Raw genomic sequence first — 17,203 nt, forward strand, 5'->3', positions numbered from 1 at the left:
AAAGTAGGCATAGTTGTATAAAAAGAACTATGGCCGATGCTAAATAACCTGACTACTATTTTATATAGAGGTCAGGTTATTTATTTTGTATAGAAGAGAGTATAAAATGATTTATAGTGAAGGAGGGGATTGTGAGGGATAACTAAAGCCCTAATGATAGGATTCACCATCTTTTAAAAATAAATAGAATAAAATTATTAAAATAATAAAGGATTTAAAACAGTGGTAGTTTTATAAATTTATTAAATTAACACCACTGTTATAGAAAGTAGGGGTAGGAAAATGAATCTAGAGCAATTTAATCAAAAGCTTGAAAAAGAATGGCAAGCATATTATGGGAAAACAATAGAGAAAATAGCTGAAGATTTAGGTATGAATTTTGATTTGTTAAAAGGAAAGTTATCGGTTGTAATGGTGGTAAATCAATTTTTAAAGAAAAGTAAAATAAATCAAAAAGATAAAGTTGATGGGCGTACCTTAGCAATTAAAACTGTAAGACTACAGGGAAATGGAGTACCTAAGGAATCTATGTCATTTGAACAAATAGATTTTATAGGAGTACATTCAGAGAAATGGGAAAATAGCTTTATTTATAATAAATTTAGAAATACTTTATTTTGTTTTATTGTATTCCAGAGTATTGGGAAGGATGTATATTTTAAAGGGTTTAAACTGTGGCAGATGCCTATAGAAATATTGGAAAAAGATGTTTTTGATTTTTGGGAATGCTTAAGAAAGATTTTAAATGAGGGGGTGAAAATTGAGTTAAAAAAACACGGGGCTACATATATAAAAACAAATAACTTACCAGGATCTAAAATGAATAAGGTTGTACATGTGCGTCCTAAAGCAAAAGATGGTAATGATATTGTTGAGTTACCAGATGGTCAAATGATTACGAAACAAGCCTATTGGATAAATGCATCGTATATAGGTGGGATTTTGAAAGATATAAAGGAAGTTACACCTACAAGAACTGAGAGTAGAAAAAAATTTGATATTAATCAACATATTGAATGGCAAGAAATTTTGTCTAAAGAGGTTTATACTATTGATGAAATAATAAATCTGGGTAAGCAAGAAAAAAGTAATTTTACTGCAAGTGATATAAAAGAAAAAAATTTAAAACAACATGGTTATCATATTCAAAATACGTTTGTAGTAAAAAATCAGATTTTGGATATTAGTGAGTATCTAGAAGGGAAGATTTTAAAAAGTAACTATTTTGATAGTAGAGTAGATACAATATTTCAAACATCACTGGCGAAACGAAAAATCGAAAACCTTGAAAATGCATATAAACTATTACGAGTTGAAGATACAATCTATTTAACTGAGAAAGGAATGCGAAAAGCCAAAGTATCGAGAGAAGACATAGTCTCTTATAAAACGGCTATTGAAAAATACGTTGGGGAAGAGCTATTTACATTGGCTTCTATAAAAGGTGAAGGTTTTTATCATGAAGTAGATGACTATGGTTTTGATAATGTATTTTATGAAAATATTATAAAACGTCCTGGGCGGATTCATTCATATAGATTTGCAGGTATTACATTTTTTGCTAAAACAACGTACAAAATTTCATCTGAAATTATTATGAAAGATATTTTAAAAGGAAAAGATTCCATTTCTTTATTTGAAATGACGCAAGAAATTATCAGTAAGTATAAATGTCGTGTTCCAGAGGATCGTTTAGAAAATGCAATTTTAAATACAAAAATGAATCTTTATTATTCAATCGAACTCCATCGATTATTTGGTACAAAAAAAATGTATTTAGATTATATAAATCGATAATTATAAAGGGATAATAGAGTGCTAAATTTGCATTCTATTATCCCTTCATAATTATTAATAATATTTCTATCGATAGATTTCCTTTTTTTTCTTGAAATTTCCTTTTTTTTCTTGAGTTTTAAGTGATAAAGTAGTATTCTCTTTTTAGATCTAAATAATAGTTAATTAATGATTACACATTTAATCAGAGCTCTCATAGAGAAATGGAGTGAAATAGTTCATAATGCCGGAAATTGAAACAATGTTAGACTTATATGCCTTATGTAATTTCGGTTTTAACATTCGAAGTGTTGAAAAACTAAGGGAGGAGTATGGACTATCTTGGAGTGATATTAAATATCAGACATCAAATCTAGAAAATCTAAAGTTCCATAAGCCAGCAACCGTTACGAAGTTACTAGCAGTGTTTTCTGAGGTAGCAGATGCTTACCGTGTAAATAATCTATTTCAATTAGCATATGAGGGCATTAGTGAAAGAAATATTAAGTTACTAATTGAAAAAGGCATTACTTATACTGATTTATATAGTATTTCATTAGAAGAATTTAATGAAATACTGGAAGGTAGTAAAAAGTCTTTTTATCAAAAATTGCTTAATGCTTTTGATAAAATTGAAATATTAAAAGGAAGAATAGCTCCTTCGACTATTGAAAATGTAATAATTGATGAATTTAGTAAGCTACAACCAAATCAATATATAAAAAAAGAAGAAATTTGTAATATATTAAACTCTAAGTTTAAAACTGAGACTAATGATACTCAAATGAAAATTTTAGAAAAAATGATTAAAAAAGAATTGATTTTTGAGCGTGATTTAAGGTTCTTTAAAAAATATAAGTTTTTGGACGAGTATTTAAAAGAAGAATTTCTTAATAAAGATGTTCTCTTGATGAGATTAGAAGGATATTCTTTACAAGAAATTGCTAATCTCAAAAATGTTAGTAGGCAGGCTATTTCTCAGAAGGAACAAAAATTATTGAATAAAATTGATGATGATTTAGCCGAATTTAAAATTTATAAAGAATTATTCGAAAAGTACAATTGGAATCAAGAAGTTTTTTGTAAAGTTTATAAAGAAAATACTTCGGTATTTAATGCACTAAATCTCAAATTTAAAAAAGGGTACGAAAAAATTACAAATATTTTATTAGATTCAAATTATAAACTCGATGATCGACAAAAGAATGTGATTTTACAATATTCGAACATGATGATGAATCATATGAAACAGGTTGTACCATTAACTAAATCAAGCATATTTGATGAGGTTATCATTACCACATGCCAAGAGTCTTCTGTAGATGAATTAGTTGCTAAAAGATGTAATCAATTTATAAATAAAAATAGTCTAGATGAAAAATTTCTTTTTGATGAAGTGTCTATACGCGGATTTAGTGAGCGTAGTGACATTCTTATTAGAAGTAAAGGCAATGTTTATAGATATTTTGATTTCAGCCGTATTGATGATATCACTAAAGAAAAATTATTTTTCTTAATAAATCAACTGGATCCTGGAGTGTATAACATAGCAAAAATATTCCGTGAAAACAAAGAACTAATGGGGAAAATAGATATCAGGGATGAATATGAATTGCACAATTTTTATAAACAAGAAATCAAGTCATCAAATATAATTTATAATCGGATGCCTGAATTTGCTGTTGGCGGGGTAGAAAAAAACAATTTCTTAATCAGTTTATTTTATGAGTATGCACCTATACAAATTGATCAATTGCTAAGTAAAATTGAATCCGTATATTATCTAAGACAAGATTCTTTAAAAAGTCATATTTCTATGTTTTTACCAGAATACTTACATGGTGATACGATTAAAGTAGCTAGAGAAACTTTTACTTCTGAACAGATACTAAATTTGAAAAATGTATTAGATAAAGCAATCTATCTTGTTAATGAAGTAGCACAGATTGGTGAAGCTATAATACCCAATTTTAGTGAGAAATTCCTTAATAAATCTGCCATGAAAGATTTAGGATTTAATTTGAAGAGTGAATATGTATTTAGTTATGAGTATGAAACTGTTGAAGATTGTTTTATAAAGTACATTTTAGAAAAAAACTATTTCTCTAAAAATGATAAAGCGATTTATAATACAAATATTTTTAGAAATTTATTGTATTCACTTGAAAAGTCACTTGATGTAATTAAGTTGGAAAAGGATATCTATATCACTTCTACAAACCTTGAAAATGCTGGTATACCTAAAAATCAATTAATTGATTTTCAACAAAAAGCTTTAGAACATGTGAATGGCAATGAGTACTTTACGTTGAAACTACTACATAGTCGAGGGTTTACGCATGAGCTTGAAAAGTTTGGTTTTGAGAGATTTTTTTATGATCGGGTACTTTGGGCTGCTAATATAAGAACTATTACACTATCTACAGGGTATATATTTACAGTTCAGGAAACAGACGTTGCATTAATTGATTTCATACAATGGGTTATTCAAAAATGCGGTGTGATATCTATTGATGATTTAGATGCTTATGTAAAAGAGTATTTGGGAATTGTATTGGATTTTTCACGAGTTATATCACTTATTAAGTCAACAGATATCTATTATTCAGAAGAGCTTAATAAATTATATAAAAATAAAAATATGTATTTTGAGGAGATTTATAATGACAATGACTACTAAATTAACCAGTGTTACAGGTATCGAAAAAACTGATGGTACAAGAAAGTTAACAATTAAAGGGAAAACAAATAATTACACAGTTTATCGTATTCCCTTAGAGAAGCTATTCTATAATGACAGAAATGGTCGAATTGCTACTTACATTTCAAAATATATCGCAGAAGGAAATTATATCGACAGAACAATTATAGATGAATACAACGATGTATTACATGGGTTTATTCGTGAATCTAATTCAACTGCTTTAGATGCTACGAAAGATAATATTAGTAGATTTGGTCAACGTCTTCCAGGTGTTGTACTTCAAGATGGCCGTGTTATTGATGGAAATCGCCGTTTTACATGTTTAAGAGAATTAAGAAAAGAAGGAAATGATGTCTTTTTTGAGGCCGTTATTTTAGACACAGAGAATGGTATTGATGAGAGAGATATAAAACGTTTAGAATTAAATCTACAGCACGGTGAAGAACGCCCAGTAGATTATAATGCCATTGATTATTTAGTAGATATGTATAATGACATTGTGAAAAATAAAATGTTTTCCATTAAAGAGTATGGGGATTCTACAAATAAAAATAAAAAAGATATAGAAATGGGAGTTAAAAAGGCCATTTTAATGGTTCAATTTTTAGAATTTATTAATGCAAAAGAACAATATTTTATCGCGCGTGACATGGAATTAGATGGGCCATTACAAGAATGTGTTACTATCTTAAACAAGGAATTTAAAAAATGGAGTTTTGAAGAATTAGATAATCCAAGCTTTGAAGAGAAAGATATTCAAGCAGAATACCTTCGTATTCGTAATGCCTTATTTACAGCTATCTTTACGAGTCGTAGCGATGAACGAGGTGATTTAACTCGTTATATTCGTCAAATAGGGAAATCCGTTATTCATAGTGATAATCGAGAAGATTTCTTAGAAGAGTATGAAGAAATTGTTGAAGAAGTATACGAAACATTGCAAGAAGATATTGTTACATCTCAAACAGTAAAAGAAATTGGAAAAAAATTAGGGGATGCACGAAAAGAAAGCTCAGTAATTATTGATAAGGTAATTGAAGATACACAGATTACAGAAGCCCGTAAAAAGCCTGTTGAATTATTAAATCAAGCTTTAACATATTTAAATAAAATTGACAGCGATCAGGTGAAACGTCTCAAAGTTGAGGATGCTAAAGAATTTAATTTAGTTCTTGAAGAAATTAACGATGTACTAGCAGAATTTGGTGAAGCTCTTGAAATTTAATGAACTTACATTACAACCGTCATATTACACTACTACATCAGATATAGCGAAAGAGTTTTATAATCCAGTATTGTCTAGAGCAGTTTCGTATGACAGAGTTAGTGCTTATTTCAGTTCTCAAGCCCTTGCAGCTTATGCAAAGGGCTTGGAGGGCTTAATTTATAATGGTGGTCATATGAGGTTGATTATTTCTATTGATATAAGTGAAACAGACTTTAATCTAATTAGACAAGGCTATGCATTAAGAAAAGAATTACAAGAAGGGTTAATAAAAAAAATAGATAATCCGTTATCGTTGCAAGAACAAGTGAATTTTTTGAATTTAGCTAATTTAATTGCAAATGGTTATGTAGACATAAAAATAGGATTTACTAAAACAGGTATATTCCATTCTAAATTTGGGTTATGTCAAGATATCGATAATAATGTAATATATTTCACTGGATCAAATAATGAGACAGAAGCCGCTATAAAGAAAAATTTTGAGTCATTCGATATTACGGCTACATGGCTTGCATCACCGTTCGATCAACAAAAAATCTTAAAAGCACGAGATGAATTTGAAAAACTGTGGGATGATAGGCAAAATAATAACATTATTTATGTTAAAGAAGTTAACGAAGTGATTAAAAAGGAAATTATTAAGTATGATAAGGGGCGAATTATTCTGGATACGGAAATATTAACTGAAGATGCGTTAATCCTAACCATAGAAGAGGAAAGGTTAGTTCTCTATGATAACCTTGAATCCTATACTATCAAAACTTCAGATTTTGTAATAACTCAGAAATTGACACCATATTATGATCAAAAATATCCTAAGTTTTCAGGTGATTTAACTTACATTGAAATGAAAAAGGTAATTGATATATTAAAAAAATATGCAAAACGAAAAAAATTCAACTTCATTGTGAGTGACAAATTAGAAAAATATCTCGAAGAAAAAGCATATTTTATAGAGGAACGTTCAAAATATGGAGTTCTTCTAAAAAATCAAGATGAGAAAATTCTTAATCGTTTTGAAAAATTCAAGACGATTGTTACTAAGGAGCTATCTCGTACATTAAGAGATAAACAAATGTGGAGTGCGTTTTATATGCAACAAATGATAAATGCATCAAACTTTTCTGTTCCGGGTGCAGGTAAAACATCTATGATTTACGGTGTTTTTGCCTATTTGAATTCACCAGAAATAGATAAAGTTGATAAGATAGTAATGATTGGTCCGAAAAACTCTTTTTTATCTTGGAAGCAGGAGTTTAAGGAAAATTTTGGGGGTAAGAAGGAATTAAATATTTTAAATATCCATGAAAATCAAAGTAATGAATTTCAACTTAGATTAGACAGTGGTGAAAAGAATCTGATTCTCATTAACTATGAATCTTTGCAGAAATATGAATCGGTACTATTAGACATAATTGATCAACGTACAATGCTTGTTTTTGATGAGGGGCATAAAATAAAAGGTATTACTAGCAAACGTGCACAGTCTGCCAAACGTGTGTCTGTGAATGCTGGATATAAATATGTGCTAACAGGTACGCCTATTCCAAATTCATATCAAGATGTATTTAATTTTTTGAATATACTATATGCAGACGAATATAAAATGTTCTTTAATTTTAAACCAAACGATTTAGTGAAACCAAGTCCGGCTAAGGTAGATGAAATTAACGATAAAATGTATCCATTTTTTTGGCGTACAACAAAAAAAGAGCTAGATGTCCCCCCCGCTAATGATGATGAAATCATTCAAATTGTAGCAAATACAGAAGAACAAGAAATTATTGATTTACTGTATCGTAAATATGGGGACATTCCGTTTAACTTATACATTAGATTAATGCAAGCGACGGCAAATCCTGAACTACTATTAAAGTCAATTGATGCTATTGAAATGTATGGAGAAGAAGAATCTCAAAAATGGTTATCATACATGGATGATAAAACAGTAGTCTTTACTGAAGAAGAAGTAAGTTTAATTAAAAATGTCCCAGTTACATCAAAATATAGAGAAGCTATTAATTTAGCTAGTAATCTGTATGAAGAAGGAAAGCAAAGTATTATATGGTGTACGTTCGTGAGTACAATCGATAAGGTATGTAGAGATTTAAGATTAAGAGGATTGAATCCAGCTGTTATTTATGGTAGTACACTTCAAGAAGAACGAGAAGCTATTATAGAAAAGTTTAAGGCGAGAAAGATAGATGTATTAATTACCAATCCACATACTTTAGCTGAATCTGTTTCTTTGCATAAAACATGTCATGATGCAATATATCTAGAGTACTCATTTAATTTAACTCATATGTTGCAATCGAGGGATAGAATTCATCGTCTGGGGCTTCCTGAGAATCAATATACTCAATATTATTATTTAATGTTGAATGGACAAGAGGATAGACGAAATACAATCGACGAAAGAATATATCATCGATTAAAAGAAAAAGAAGAAAGAATGATTACAGCGATTGAAGATAAGAAGTTAGTTCCAGATCCTACAGAAGATTATCAAGAGATTTTGGATTTGTTTAAAATGTAGGTACTATAAAATTGAGCTGTTAAAGTGTTAATAACGATGGATGATAATGGTTTATTTGTATAAGGATTCTATCGTTAATAGTAGTTCTTTGGTGTAGAATTTGACGGATTAATTATTATTTGGGAAATAGGTTGTATTTTATTTAGTTTAATTATTCAAGATATAATTTATAAATAACCATTTCGAGTCAATATTAGTTGAATCGAAATGGTTATTTTTTAGAGTTTAAATATTTTATGTATTGAAGAAACGATGGAATAACTTGATAGGACTCAAAGCAATGTAGAGAATGTAATGAAGAAATTCAGCAGTTTAACACCTAGTTAAACTGCTTTTCCATTATAATAGAAGAAAAAACAACGGAGGAAAATCCCATGCCAACCTACAACAAACTAATCCGAAACAAAATCCCACAAATAATAAAAGCTAACGGAAAAACACCCACAACAAGAATTCTTACCCAAGACGAATACATAAAAGAACTCTGCAAGAAAACACAAGAAGAACTAACAGAATACATTGAAGCAAAAACAAAACCCGATAAACTCGAAGAACTATCCGACCTCCTAGAACTAATAAACGCCCTAGCCGAATACGAAGGCACGACACTAGAAGAAATCAACAACATCCGTAAAAAGAAAGCAGAAGAACGAGGCGGCTTCTCAGATCGAGTGTTTCTAATTGAAGTAACCGATAACTAGCCCTTCATAAGCCCCTCATAAGCCCCTCATAAGCCCCTTACAAGCCCCTACCAAGTAATAAATCACTAAGAAAAAACACAACAAAAACAAAAACACCAACAAACACCGTAGTAGGAGTCGAAAAAAATTTTAAAATAACACGCCAAAAACCCGGCCCTCCCGCCTATATATATTACAAAGGGGCTTTTACTTTTGAACGGAGACGGGAGGAATTAGGATGGCGGTGTATCGTAATGTGCAGGTGAATTTTTGGCAGGATGATTTTGTTTTGGATTTGACGCCGGAGGAGCGGTATTTTTATGTTTATTTGTTAACTTGTTCGAAGACGACGCAGTGTGGGATTTTTCCTTTTCCGAAGCGGTTAGCTGAGATGGAGACGGGTTATAATCGGGAGACTGTTGATAAGCTTGTGCAGCGCTTCATTGATTATGGGAAGATTCTTTATGATGCGGATACTCGTGAGTTATTCGTTTTGAATTGGCTTCGTTATAATCCGGTGACGAATACGAATGTGGAGAAGTGTGTGCTTCGTGAGCTGAAGGGTGTGAAGAATAAGGAGTTTGTACATATGTTTCTTCAGAAGTGCGTAGAGGAGGAGCTGAATGTTCCGATGCTTTTAGCACATTTCGGTATGCCGAGTGAATTGGCTGTGGATGATGTTGATCCAGATTCAGTTTGTGAGGAGACAGAGGAAGAAGAGGTTATAGAGGAAGAGACGGGAAGTCGCGTGTTTTCTTTTTATGAGCAAAATTTCGGTAGTTTGTCTCCGCATACGGTGGAGGAATTGAGTGCGTGGATGGAAGATTTGTCAGAGGAGCTTGTGCTGAAGGCTCTTCAAATTGCGTTTGAGAATAATAAGCGGACGGTTGCTTATGTGAAGGGGATTTTGAGAGGGTGGCATGGGAAAGGGTTTACGAAGGTTTCTGAGGTTGAGGCGGATATGGCGAGCTTTAGGAAGAAGGATTCGTCTGTTAGTACGGTTGAGACGGAGGAGTTTTTGGCGAGGTGTGAGGAGTGGGAGAAGAATGCGCCGTCTGAGGAAGAGTTGCAGCGCTTTTTAGCAGAACGCGGGTGGCGGCCATGAGTATTCAAAATGTGGAGGCGGAAAAGACGGTATTAGGTTCTCTATTACTTGATGGAGAGCTTATTAAGGAGTGTCGTTTGACGGAGCGGTATTTTTCTCTGTCGGTGCACAAGTCTATATTTCAGTTAATGCGAAAAATGGAAGAAGAGGGGCAACCGATTGATCTTGTGACGTTCATTTCTAGGGTAGATCCGAAGTTTTTAGAGGGGATCGGGGGAATGGAGTATTTTATAGGCTTAATGGATGGGGTGCCTACAACTGCCAACTTCTCTTATTATGAGGGGCTTGTTCGAGGTGCCTGGAAAATGTATCAGGCAGGTGTTCTCGGGCACAAGATGGGAGAGCGCCTTATTGCGGAGAAGAATGAAAAAATTATTGGTGAGACGATTACGGCACTTTGTGAGTTAGAGGAAAAGGACTGTGTATGTGAGTTTGATTTGAAGGATGCGCTAGTTGATTTATATGAAGAGCTTCATCAAGATGCGAAAGAGATTACTGGTATTGAGACTGGTTATACATCGCTAAATAAAATGACGTGCGGATTGCAGGAAGGTGATTTTGTCGTTCTTGGTGCGCGTCCTTCTATGGGGAAGACTGCGTTTGCGCTTAATGTGGGACTGCATGCGGCGAAGTCTGGAGCGGCGGTTGGATTGTTTTCGTTAGAGATGAGTAGTAAGCAACTGTTAAAAAGGATGGCGTCTTGCGTAGGTGAAGTGTCAGGAGGTAGGCTGAAAAATCCGAAGCATCGTTTTGCGATAGAGGACTGGGAAAAGGTGAGTAAGGCGTTTGCAGAGATTGGTGAACTGCCATTTGAGATTTACGATAACGCGGGCATTTCGGTGCAAGATATTTGGATGCAAACTCGTAAGTTAAAGCGGAAGCACGGTGATAAAAAGCTTTTAGTCATTGTAGATTATTTGCAGCTCATTACGGGCGATCCGAAGCATAAGGGCAATAGATTTCAAGAGATTAGTGAGATTTCTCGTAAGCTTAAGGTATTAGCACGTGAGTTAAATGTTTGTGTAGTAGCGTTATCGCAATTATCTCGTTCGGTAGAAGCACGACAAGATAAGCGACCTCTTTTATCTGATTTAAGAGAGACAGGACAAATTGAGCAAGATGCGGATGTCATTATGCTTATGTATCGCGAGGATTATTATGATAAGGAAACAGTGCAGAAAGAGGTGACGGAGATTCATGTGGCGAAGCATCGGAATGGACCTGTGGGCAGTTTTAAGCTGAGGTTTATGAAGGAGTTTGGGCGGTTTGTGGAGATTGGATGATAAAATAGAAGAAGGCATATAAAAAGGTAAAGGAGTGGTTACGGATGACAAAAGTAGGTCGTTTATATGAACAAGAGAAGCAAGAAGAAATTGATAAAGCACTTTCGGCAGCTGGAATGCTCTTTAAAGGAATGAGTGTAGAAGAAATAGCTAAAAAATTAGATGTAACAATTGAAAAGGTGAAAGAGTGGGAGAAGCGTTTATCTCATTAATCGCTGGGGTAACGGCAGCGTCTGTATAAATTTATACAAAAATAGCCGAATATTTATTATATAATAGTCGGCTATTTTTGTACGGAGAAGTTGTTAGGTTTAATACGCAAATCTTTTGGTTTGCTCTTGAATATATTCCTCATTTCCCCATAAAGAAAGATCTTCTCTCTGCAGTAATCCATTGCTGCAAGTCATCTTGGCTACGTCGGACAAGTCGATTTACTAACACATCATGCCATACATAATCCTCTAGTAAGTATATATGAACGGGGTCATCTGTATAAAAAGCAATATTACGCTCTTCAATTGATGGTCCGTAAATCATTTCTTTAGAATCTATCGATAAAATAAACCAATGTTCTGTAGACAAGGTTTCTGTATAAGGTGTTATGCGATGGGCTTCTAGATTTTTAATTGGGTTTTCAACATGCAGGGTAATACCTTGTATTGTAACTTTATCAGCTACTTCAGATAGATCTTCTTTTAACGCTTCATACATCTCATCCCACATTGAAATGACAATACGTCGTTCTGCTTTTTTTATTAATGCCTGACAATAGCTAATGATTGTTTGATTGTCTTTTAAAGTAATCACTCGATTATCCGTTTTTTCCTCGGAAGTTTCTAGTTTTTTTAATGAATCACTTATTCCTTCGTAAGTAGACTGCCATTCTGTTTGCGCCTTCTGTAAAAAGATTTCAACAGGTAGAGGTGAATAGCGAGTGGTGTCATTTATTTCTTCCTTCATGACAATTCCTTTTTCTACAAGGTTACCTAAAATCTCATAAATTCGCGCTCTTGGGACACCCGAATCCTTACTCACTTGGTAGGCTGTGACAGGCCCTTGTTTAACAAGAGATACATAAGATTTAGCTTCATATTCATTGAAACCAATTTTTTTAAGCTGTTGCACTATGTAGTCCACTTTTTTCGTCCTCCGATGTTTGCTTTTATCCCGCTTTAACGGGCAGTAAGACTCCCACCTCAAAATTCAGCGGAAGCAAAGAAGTTAGGTGGGGGTCGGGCTGCCCGTAAAAGCCCGATTGGTTCAACTAATAATCAGTGGCCCCACTGATTAAAGTTTCACTTTATATTTTAACGTTACAATAACTGTTTACATTTAGCAAATTATTAGTTACTATTCGAATAGTGACTAAAGGGGAGGTTAATAGTATGGATTTTTATTTAGACCCATCTGTATTAATGATTTTGATTGTTTTTGGATTTGTAGCTGCATTTATTGATTCAGTTGTAGGTGGTGGTGGACTCATTGCTTTACCAGCTTTATTATTTACAGGACTGAATCCAGCAAGTGCAGTAGCTACGAATAAACTAGCGTCGACAATGGGAAGTGCAACTAGTAATATTGTATTTTATCGTTCTGGTAATCTTGATTTGAAATCGGCGTTTAAATTAGTTCCGCTCACTTTCATAGGTTCCATAATAGGGGCATGGACTGTTCATTTAATGAATCCAGAAGTATTGAAGCCATTAATGCTGATCATGCTTGGTGCGGTCGCTATTTATACGATATTCAAAAAGGATTGGGGTAGTATTTCCACTCATAAAAAATTGTCTGGTCGACACGTCATTATTTTTACTTTTTTTGTTTTTGCTATTGGTTTTTATGATGGATTTCTAGGTCCTGGAACAGGTTCATTTTTAATGTTTTCTCTTTTATTTATTGGGTATGATTTTTTAAAAGCAGCAGGTAATGCGAAGCTTCTTAATTTAGGAAGTAATGTTGGTGCATTGTTGATGTTTATGTATGTAGGGCAAGTAAACTATGCGTATGGTTTTATAATGGGGATTGCTCAAATTGCTGGAGGGATTGTTGGCTCCAAATTTGCTATAAAAAAAGGGAGCGGGTATGTTCGTGCTCTTTTCATTACGGTAACTTGTTTATTGTTAGCGAAAAATCTGTATGACTATATTCAGTAAGTAATTAAAGAACTTAGAAAAGGTCAAGTATGCAAACTACATCGAGTATAAGAAGATACTAAGGAGAGATTCCTTTTAACATTTTTTAGATGCTACCTTGTTTGAAGATAGCATCTAAAAAGAAAATCTAATTGAAGAGAATGAAAATAATATAAACTCATATTTTTCTATGTAAAATTTCATTTGTTTTGTTTACATAATATCTTTACAATCATTTGATAAAATAAAGTCAACTGCATATTGTGAGGGTGGATGGTTATCCCTTCTTTCTATTCGGAAGGAAAGGAGGTGATAATATGGAGTTTTTGTTTGACTTTGTAAAAGAGTTTGTCAAAGCGACTGTGCGCGAAGTTTCAGCGTATTTTTTGCGGAAGCAACTTCTAGATAAGGACAACAAAAAACCCACTCCGCGCCGTCACAAGCAAAAGGGTGGGTTCCGCAAAAAGAAATAGCTTATAATAACCACCACCCTAAGCGGTAGCAGTTAAGGAAGAGATGTTAGCGCATCTCTTCTTTTTATTATATGCCATTTTATTTGATGTCATACTTATATAGTATTCTACGGAAAATATAGCATATTCCTATTTTGTGGTCAATTTGATCCCGCTTTAACGGGCAGTAAGACCCCCATCTCAAAATTCAGTGGAAGCAAAGAAGTTAGGTGGGGGTCGGGCTGTCCGTAAAAGTCCGATTGGTTCAACTAATAATCAGTGGGGGATGAACAAAACCCCCCACTGATTAAAGTTTCACTTTATTGCATGATTGAAAAGGTGTAGTCTTATTCCTCTTCAAACTGAAAAATATCCCGATTAATAAGTTGGTGGAGATACTTATCCATTTCAGCCGCAGAAACGCTTCTTTCATTTTTAAACCACCATGCGCTTAATGAGGTGATTGCCCCTGAATAAAATTCAATGATTAGATCATTTGGCATCGTATGATTTTTGCGCAGTTGATGTAACGCTTCTATTTCTTGTTTTCTCGTTTCGTGACTTAAATACTGTGTCCGGTTAATAAATTGTTCATCAGACATTTGTGTCTCTAATATTTTACCGATTTCTTCATGGTGTAGAAATTGTTCCATTACTTGAAATGGTTTACTTAATCGATCTGAAACCGGTATTTCAGCAATCATCTTGCTGTATCGTTTAAATCCAAATGCTAATAAAGCATCTTTATCTTCAAAGTGTTTATAAAAGGTTGTTCGGTGTACCATCGCGCGGTCACATATTTGGTTAATTGTGATCGTACTATATTTCTGTTTTGATTGTGTCATTAATTCAAATAAGGAATCCCATAGTAATTTATGTGTACGTCTAATACGTAAATCAATTTGTTTTTCATTATCGTTCATCTACAATTCTCCTTTTTTGTAGATTAAATATACAGTGGCTGAAAATTGATTCTCCCTTTTTAATCTACATATGTATATTATATTACATGTGTTCTGGTGTATTTAAAGTTTTTAGTAAGAAACAGGAGGAGAATTTGCAAATGAATATGACAACTAAGAGCCCAGCAAGTGGCAAAGTTGATACTTCTAATATGAAACATACCCCTATTTTAATTGCATTACTTTTAGGGGCAATGGTTGCATTATTAAATGAAACATTACTTGGTAATGCGTTAACGGTATTAATGAAAGAATTTGATGTAACAGCTTCAACGATTCAATGGCTTTCTACAGCTTACATGTTGGTGGTTGGGGTTTTAGTCCCAATTACAGCGTTACTTCAGCAATGGCTCACAACAAGACAAATGTTTTTGATCGCTATGGTAACGTTTTTAGCTGGTACATTAATTGCGGGATTCGCACCGACATTTTCTGTTTTATTAGTCGGCCGTATCGTCCAAGCAGTAGCGACGGGATTAATTACACCGTTATTAATGAATACGATTTTAATCATTTGTCCACCTGAAAAACGTGGTGCGACAATGGGATTAATCGCACTTGTGATGATGGCAGCTCCGGCAATTGGTCCTACATTATCTGGAGTAATTGTGGATTCATTAAATTGGCGCTGGTTATTCTACATTGTTATTCCAATCGTGATCATTTCAATTATGATTGGGATGAAGTACATTCAAAATGTTTCAGAGTTAACAAGACCAAAAGTAGATTACCCATCAATCCTTTTATCGACACTCGGATTTGGCGGACTTGTGTATAGCTTTAGTGCATCAGGTGATTTAGGATGGTCTGATACGAAAGTGTATGGCGCTTTACTTGTTGGATTTATCTCATTATGTATTTTTGTCGTCCGACAATTAAAAATTGAGAATCCAATTTTAGAATTACGCGCATTTAAAGTCCCGATGTTTACATTATCAGTTGGATTAATCGTCATTGTGATGATGTCGTTATTTTCAACGATGACTTTATTACCGATGTTCCTGCAAACAGTTTTACTCGTTACAGCTTTTAAATCAGGAATCATCATGCTTCCGGGAAGTGTTATTAGCGCCATAATGGGACCAATCGCAGGTAAACTATTTGATAAATTTAGTCCGAAAGTTATTATCGTTCCCGGTATTGTGTTAGTGGGGATAGCAATGTTCTTATTTAAAGGCATTACTCCTGATACATCAATGGTAAAAATTATTGTTATGCATAGCGTATTAATGGTTGGACTCATGTTTGTCATGACAGCACAAACATACGGTTTAAATCAATTAACACCAGATTTATATCCGCACGGAACAGCACTGTTTAGCACACTGCAACAAGTAGCTGGCGCAATTGGTACGGCTATCTTTATTTCGAAAATGTCTTCAGGAACAGCTAGCTATATGGAAAGCTCCGTAAATCCAATGGACCCAGTAGAGAAGTTAAATGGTTTAACGTCTGGATTCCAAGGTGCATTTGCACTAGGGTTAGTCTTTATCATTGTTGCTTTTATCGTATCGTTGTTTTTAAAAGAAGAGAAAGAGGGAGTAAAGGCAGCGAGGGTTTTACAGAACGAGAATTAAGATTTAAATAAAAAAGACATCTTTAAGAGGTAAAGATGTCTTTTTATATTTCTTTCGTAACACTTGTTTTTGATGTCTTAATACATAAGAATTGGTATGTAAAATATTTGTATATTTTGAACATGAATAATTATTGAGAATAACGATGCAAAGCTGTGCTAATAACTAAAAGTCCAATAATGAGAGAAAGTGTTCTTATAATAAGTTCTGCCACTAATAGTTCACCAAATGATTTAGTGACATCGTATATAGATCCTGTTATGAGAATAGGCATAGTCATGATTGTGAAGTTGTTATATTGGTATTAAATGATTTATACGTTTTTTATAGTAAAAATTAGAGACTCTTCAATAAAAAGGAATTAAATATGGTATTCTTTAGTTAAGATATGTAAACGAAGACAGGGGAAATGAAGATGGACAAGAAGCTAACGTATTGGCTAGCATCTATTATAGGGGGAGTAGTACTTGCAACTGGTATGACTTATGGAATGTTACAGTTTGCTGAAGTCCCGCTTAAGAGTGAGGACCATGTTTTTGCAGAGGTTAATAAAGAAGACATACTATCGAATGAAGCAGAAGTGAAAGGTTCAAATGCACAACTTCACATTACAGTAACTTCTACTGAAGAAGAAGTTATTTCAGCTATGCATAGCATGACTCATCAAAAAGTAAAAGCATGTGAAGGAAAGGGAGCAACCCCACATCCATCAACTTAAGGATTTAGACTATTTTTGAAGTTAAAAGCACGTTACTATTTTCTTAT

At 33.4% G+C, this 17,203-nt stretch carries 13 protein-coding genes and 1 pseudogene; 12 read left to right on the forward strand and 2 right to left on the reverse strand.

What is annotated here, in order from left to right; all coding sequences use genetic code 11:
• The first annotated feature begins 282 nt into the window (after positions 1-282).
• The 8 genes from MKY21_RS04860 (at position 283) to MKY21_RS04895 (ending at position 11,527) form a co-directional block, all read left to right on the forward strand.
• Entirely contained in the window at positions 283-1,797 is a 1,515-nt protein-coding gene (locus MKY21_RS04860) for a MutH/Sau3AI family endonuclease (protein WP_149185843.1), read from the forward strand.
• Between the two features lie 223 nt (positions 1,798-2,020).
• Complete coding sequence (locus tag MKY21_RS04865) at positions 2,021-4,456, forward strand: hypothetical protein (RefSeq protein WP_341075599.1); 2,436 nt, start codon at positions 2,021-2,023, stop codon at positions 4,454-4,456.
• Positions 4,440-5,705, forward strand: coding sequence for a hypothetical protein (locus MKY21_RS04870; protein ID WP_149185813.1), 1,266 nt, complete (start codon positions 4,440-4,442; stop codon positions 5,703-5,705). The genes MKY21_RS04865 and MKY21_RS04870 overlap by 17 nt, the downstream gene beginning before the upstream one ends.
• On the forward strand, positions 5,686-8,247 hold the full coding sequence (locus tag MKY21_RS04875; protein ID WP_341075603.1) for an SNF2-related protein: 2,562 nt from the start codon (positions 5,686-5,688) through the stop codon (positions 8,245-8,247). The genes MKY21_RS04870 and MKY21_RS04875 overlap by 20 nt, the downstream gene beginning before the upstream one ends.
• A 374-nt stretch (positions 8,248-8,621) precedes the next feature.
• Entirely contained in the window at positions 8,622-8,948 is a 327-nt protein-coding gene (locus MKY21_RS04880; RefSeq protein WP_097826376.1) for a nucleoside triphosphate pyrophosphohydrolase, read from the forward strand.
• A 217-nt stretch (positions 8,949-9,165) separates the two neighbouring features.
• Complete coding sequence (locus MKY21_RS04885; protein ID WP_341075606.1) at positions 9,166-10,032, forward strand: DnaD domain-containing protein; 867 nt, start codon at positions 9,166-9,168, stop codon at positions 10,030-10,032.
• On the forward strand, positions 10,029-11,315 hold the full coding sequence (dnaB, locus tag MKY21_RS04890; RefSeq protein ID WP_341075607.1) for a replicative DNA helicase: 1,287 nt from the start codon (positions 10,029-10,031) through the stop codon (positions 11,313-11,315). The genes MKY21_RS04885 and dnaB overlap by 4 nt, the downstream gene beginning before the upstream one ends.
• Positions 11,316-11,359: 44 nt before the next feature.
• Entirely contained in the window at positions 11,360-11,527 is a 168-nt protein-coding gene (locus MKY21_RS04895) for a hypothetical protein (RefSeq protein ID WP_000169783.1), read from the forward strand.
• 139 nt (positions 11,528-11,666) lie between these two features.
• On the opposite strand, the gene MKY21_RS04900 is transcribed toward MKY21_RS04895, so the two are convergent.
• A complete protein-coding gene (locus tag MKY21_RS04900; RefSeq protein WP_341075610.1) occupies positions 11,667-12,452 on the reverse strand; it encodes a TrmB family transcriptional regulator in 786 nt (261 codons plus the stop codon).
• A gap of 248 nt (positions 12,453-12,700) precedes the next feature.
• Between MKY21_RS04900 and MKY21_RS04905 the strand changes: the two genes are divergently transcribed.
• Together MKY21_RS04905 and MKY21_RS04910 are read left to right on the forward strand one after the other, a co-directional pair.
• Positions 12,701-13,468: a TSUP family transporter gene (locus MKY21_RS04905; RefSeq protein ID WP_000348458.1), complete on the forward strand. Its 768-nt coding sequence runs from the start codon at positions 12,701-12,703 to the stop codon at positions 13,466-13,468.
• Positions 13,469-13,764: 296 nt separating this feature from the next.
• Complete coding sequence (locus tag MKY21_RS04910) at positions 13,765-13,920, forward strand: hypothetical protein (protein ID WP_086411041.1); 156 nt, start codon at positions 13,765-13,767, stop codon at positions 13,918-13,920.
• Between the two features lie 326 nt (positions 13,921-14,246).
• On the opposite strand, the gene MKY21_RS04915 is transcribed toward MKY21_RS04910, so the two are convergent.
• Positions 14,247-14,822 carry a TetR/AcrR family transcriptional regulator gene (locus MKY21_RS04915; RefSeq protein WP_000999274.1) on the reverse strand — a complete coding sequence of 192 codons (576 nt, stop codon included), beginning with the start codon at positions 14,820-14,822 and terminating at the stop codon, positions 14,247-14,249.
• Between the two features lie 140 nt (positions 14,823-14,962).
• Between MKY21_RS04915 and MKY21_RS04920 the strand changes: the two genes are divergently transcribed.
• Positions 14,963-16,438, forward strand: coding sequence for an MDR family MFS transporter (locus MKY21_RS04920; protein WP_086391442.1), 1,476 nt, complete (start codon positions 14,963-14,965; stop codon positions 16,436-16,438).
• A gap of 415 nt (positions 16,439-16,853) precedes the next feature.
• Positions 16,854-17,141 (forward strand): annotated as a pseudogene (locus MKY21_RS04925) (hypothetical protein); the annotation flags it as partial.
• Positions 17,142-17,203: the final 62 nt, after the last annotated feature.

Origin of the sequence: Bacillus sp. FSL R9-9497, from assembly GCF_038005805.1 — a bacterium.
Lineage (GTDB): Bacteria > Bacillota > Bacilli > Bacillales > Bacillaceae_G > Bacillus_A > Bacillus_A cereus.

Coding starts and splice junctions, on each gene's coding strand:
- MKY21_RS04860 (WP_149185843.1), top strand. CDS start 283: ATGAATCTAGAGCAATTTAATCAAAAGCTTGAAAAAGAATGGCAAGCA.
- MKY21_RS04865 (WP_341075599.1), top strand. CDS start 2,021: ATGCCGGAAATTGAAACAATGTTAGACTTATATGCCTTATGTAATTTC.
- MKY21_RS04870 (WP_149185813.1), top strand. CDS start 4,440: ATGACAATGACTACTAAATTAACCAGTGTTACAGGTATCGAAAAAACT.
- MKY21_RS04880 (WP_097826376.1), top strand. CDS start 8,622: ATGCCAACCTACAACAAACTAATCCGAAACAAAATCCCACAAATAATA.
- MKY21_RS04885 (WP_341075606.1), top strand. CDS start 9,166: ATGGCGGTGTATCGTAATGTGCAGGTGAATTTTTGGCAGGATGATTTT.
- dnaB (WP_341075607.1), top strand. CDS start 10,029: ATGAGTATTCAAAATGTGGAGGCGGAAAAGACGGTATTAGGTTCTCTA.
- MKY21_RS04895 (WP_000169783.1), top strand. CDS start 11,360: ATGACAAAAGTAGGTCGTTTATATGAACAAGAGAAGCAAGAAGAAATT.
- MKY21_RS04905 (WP_000348458.1), top strand. CDS start 12,701: ATGGATTTTTATTTAGACCCATCTGTATTAATGATTTTGATTGTTTTT.
- MKY21_RS04910 (WP_086411041.1), top strand. CDS start 13,765: ATGGAGTTTTTGTTTGACTTTGTAAAAGAGTTTGTCAAAGCGACTGTG.
- MKY21_RS04915 (WP_000999274.1), bottom strand. CDS start 14,822: ATGAACGATAATGAAAAACAAATTGATTTACGTATTAGACGTACACAT.
- MKY21_RS04920 (WP_086391442.1), top strand. CDS start 14,963: ATGAATATGACAACTAAGAGCCCAGCAAGTGGCAAAGTTGATACTTCT.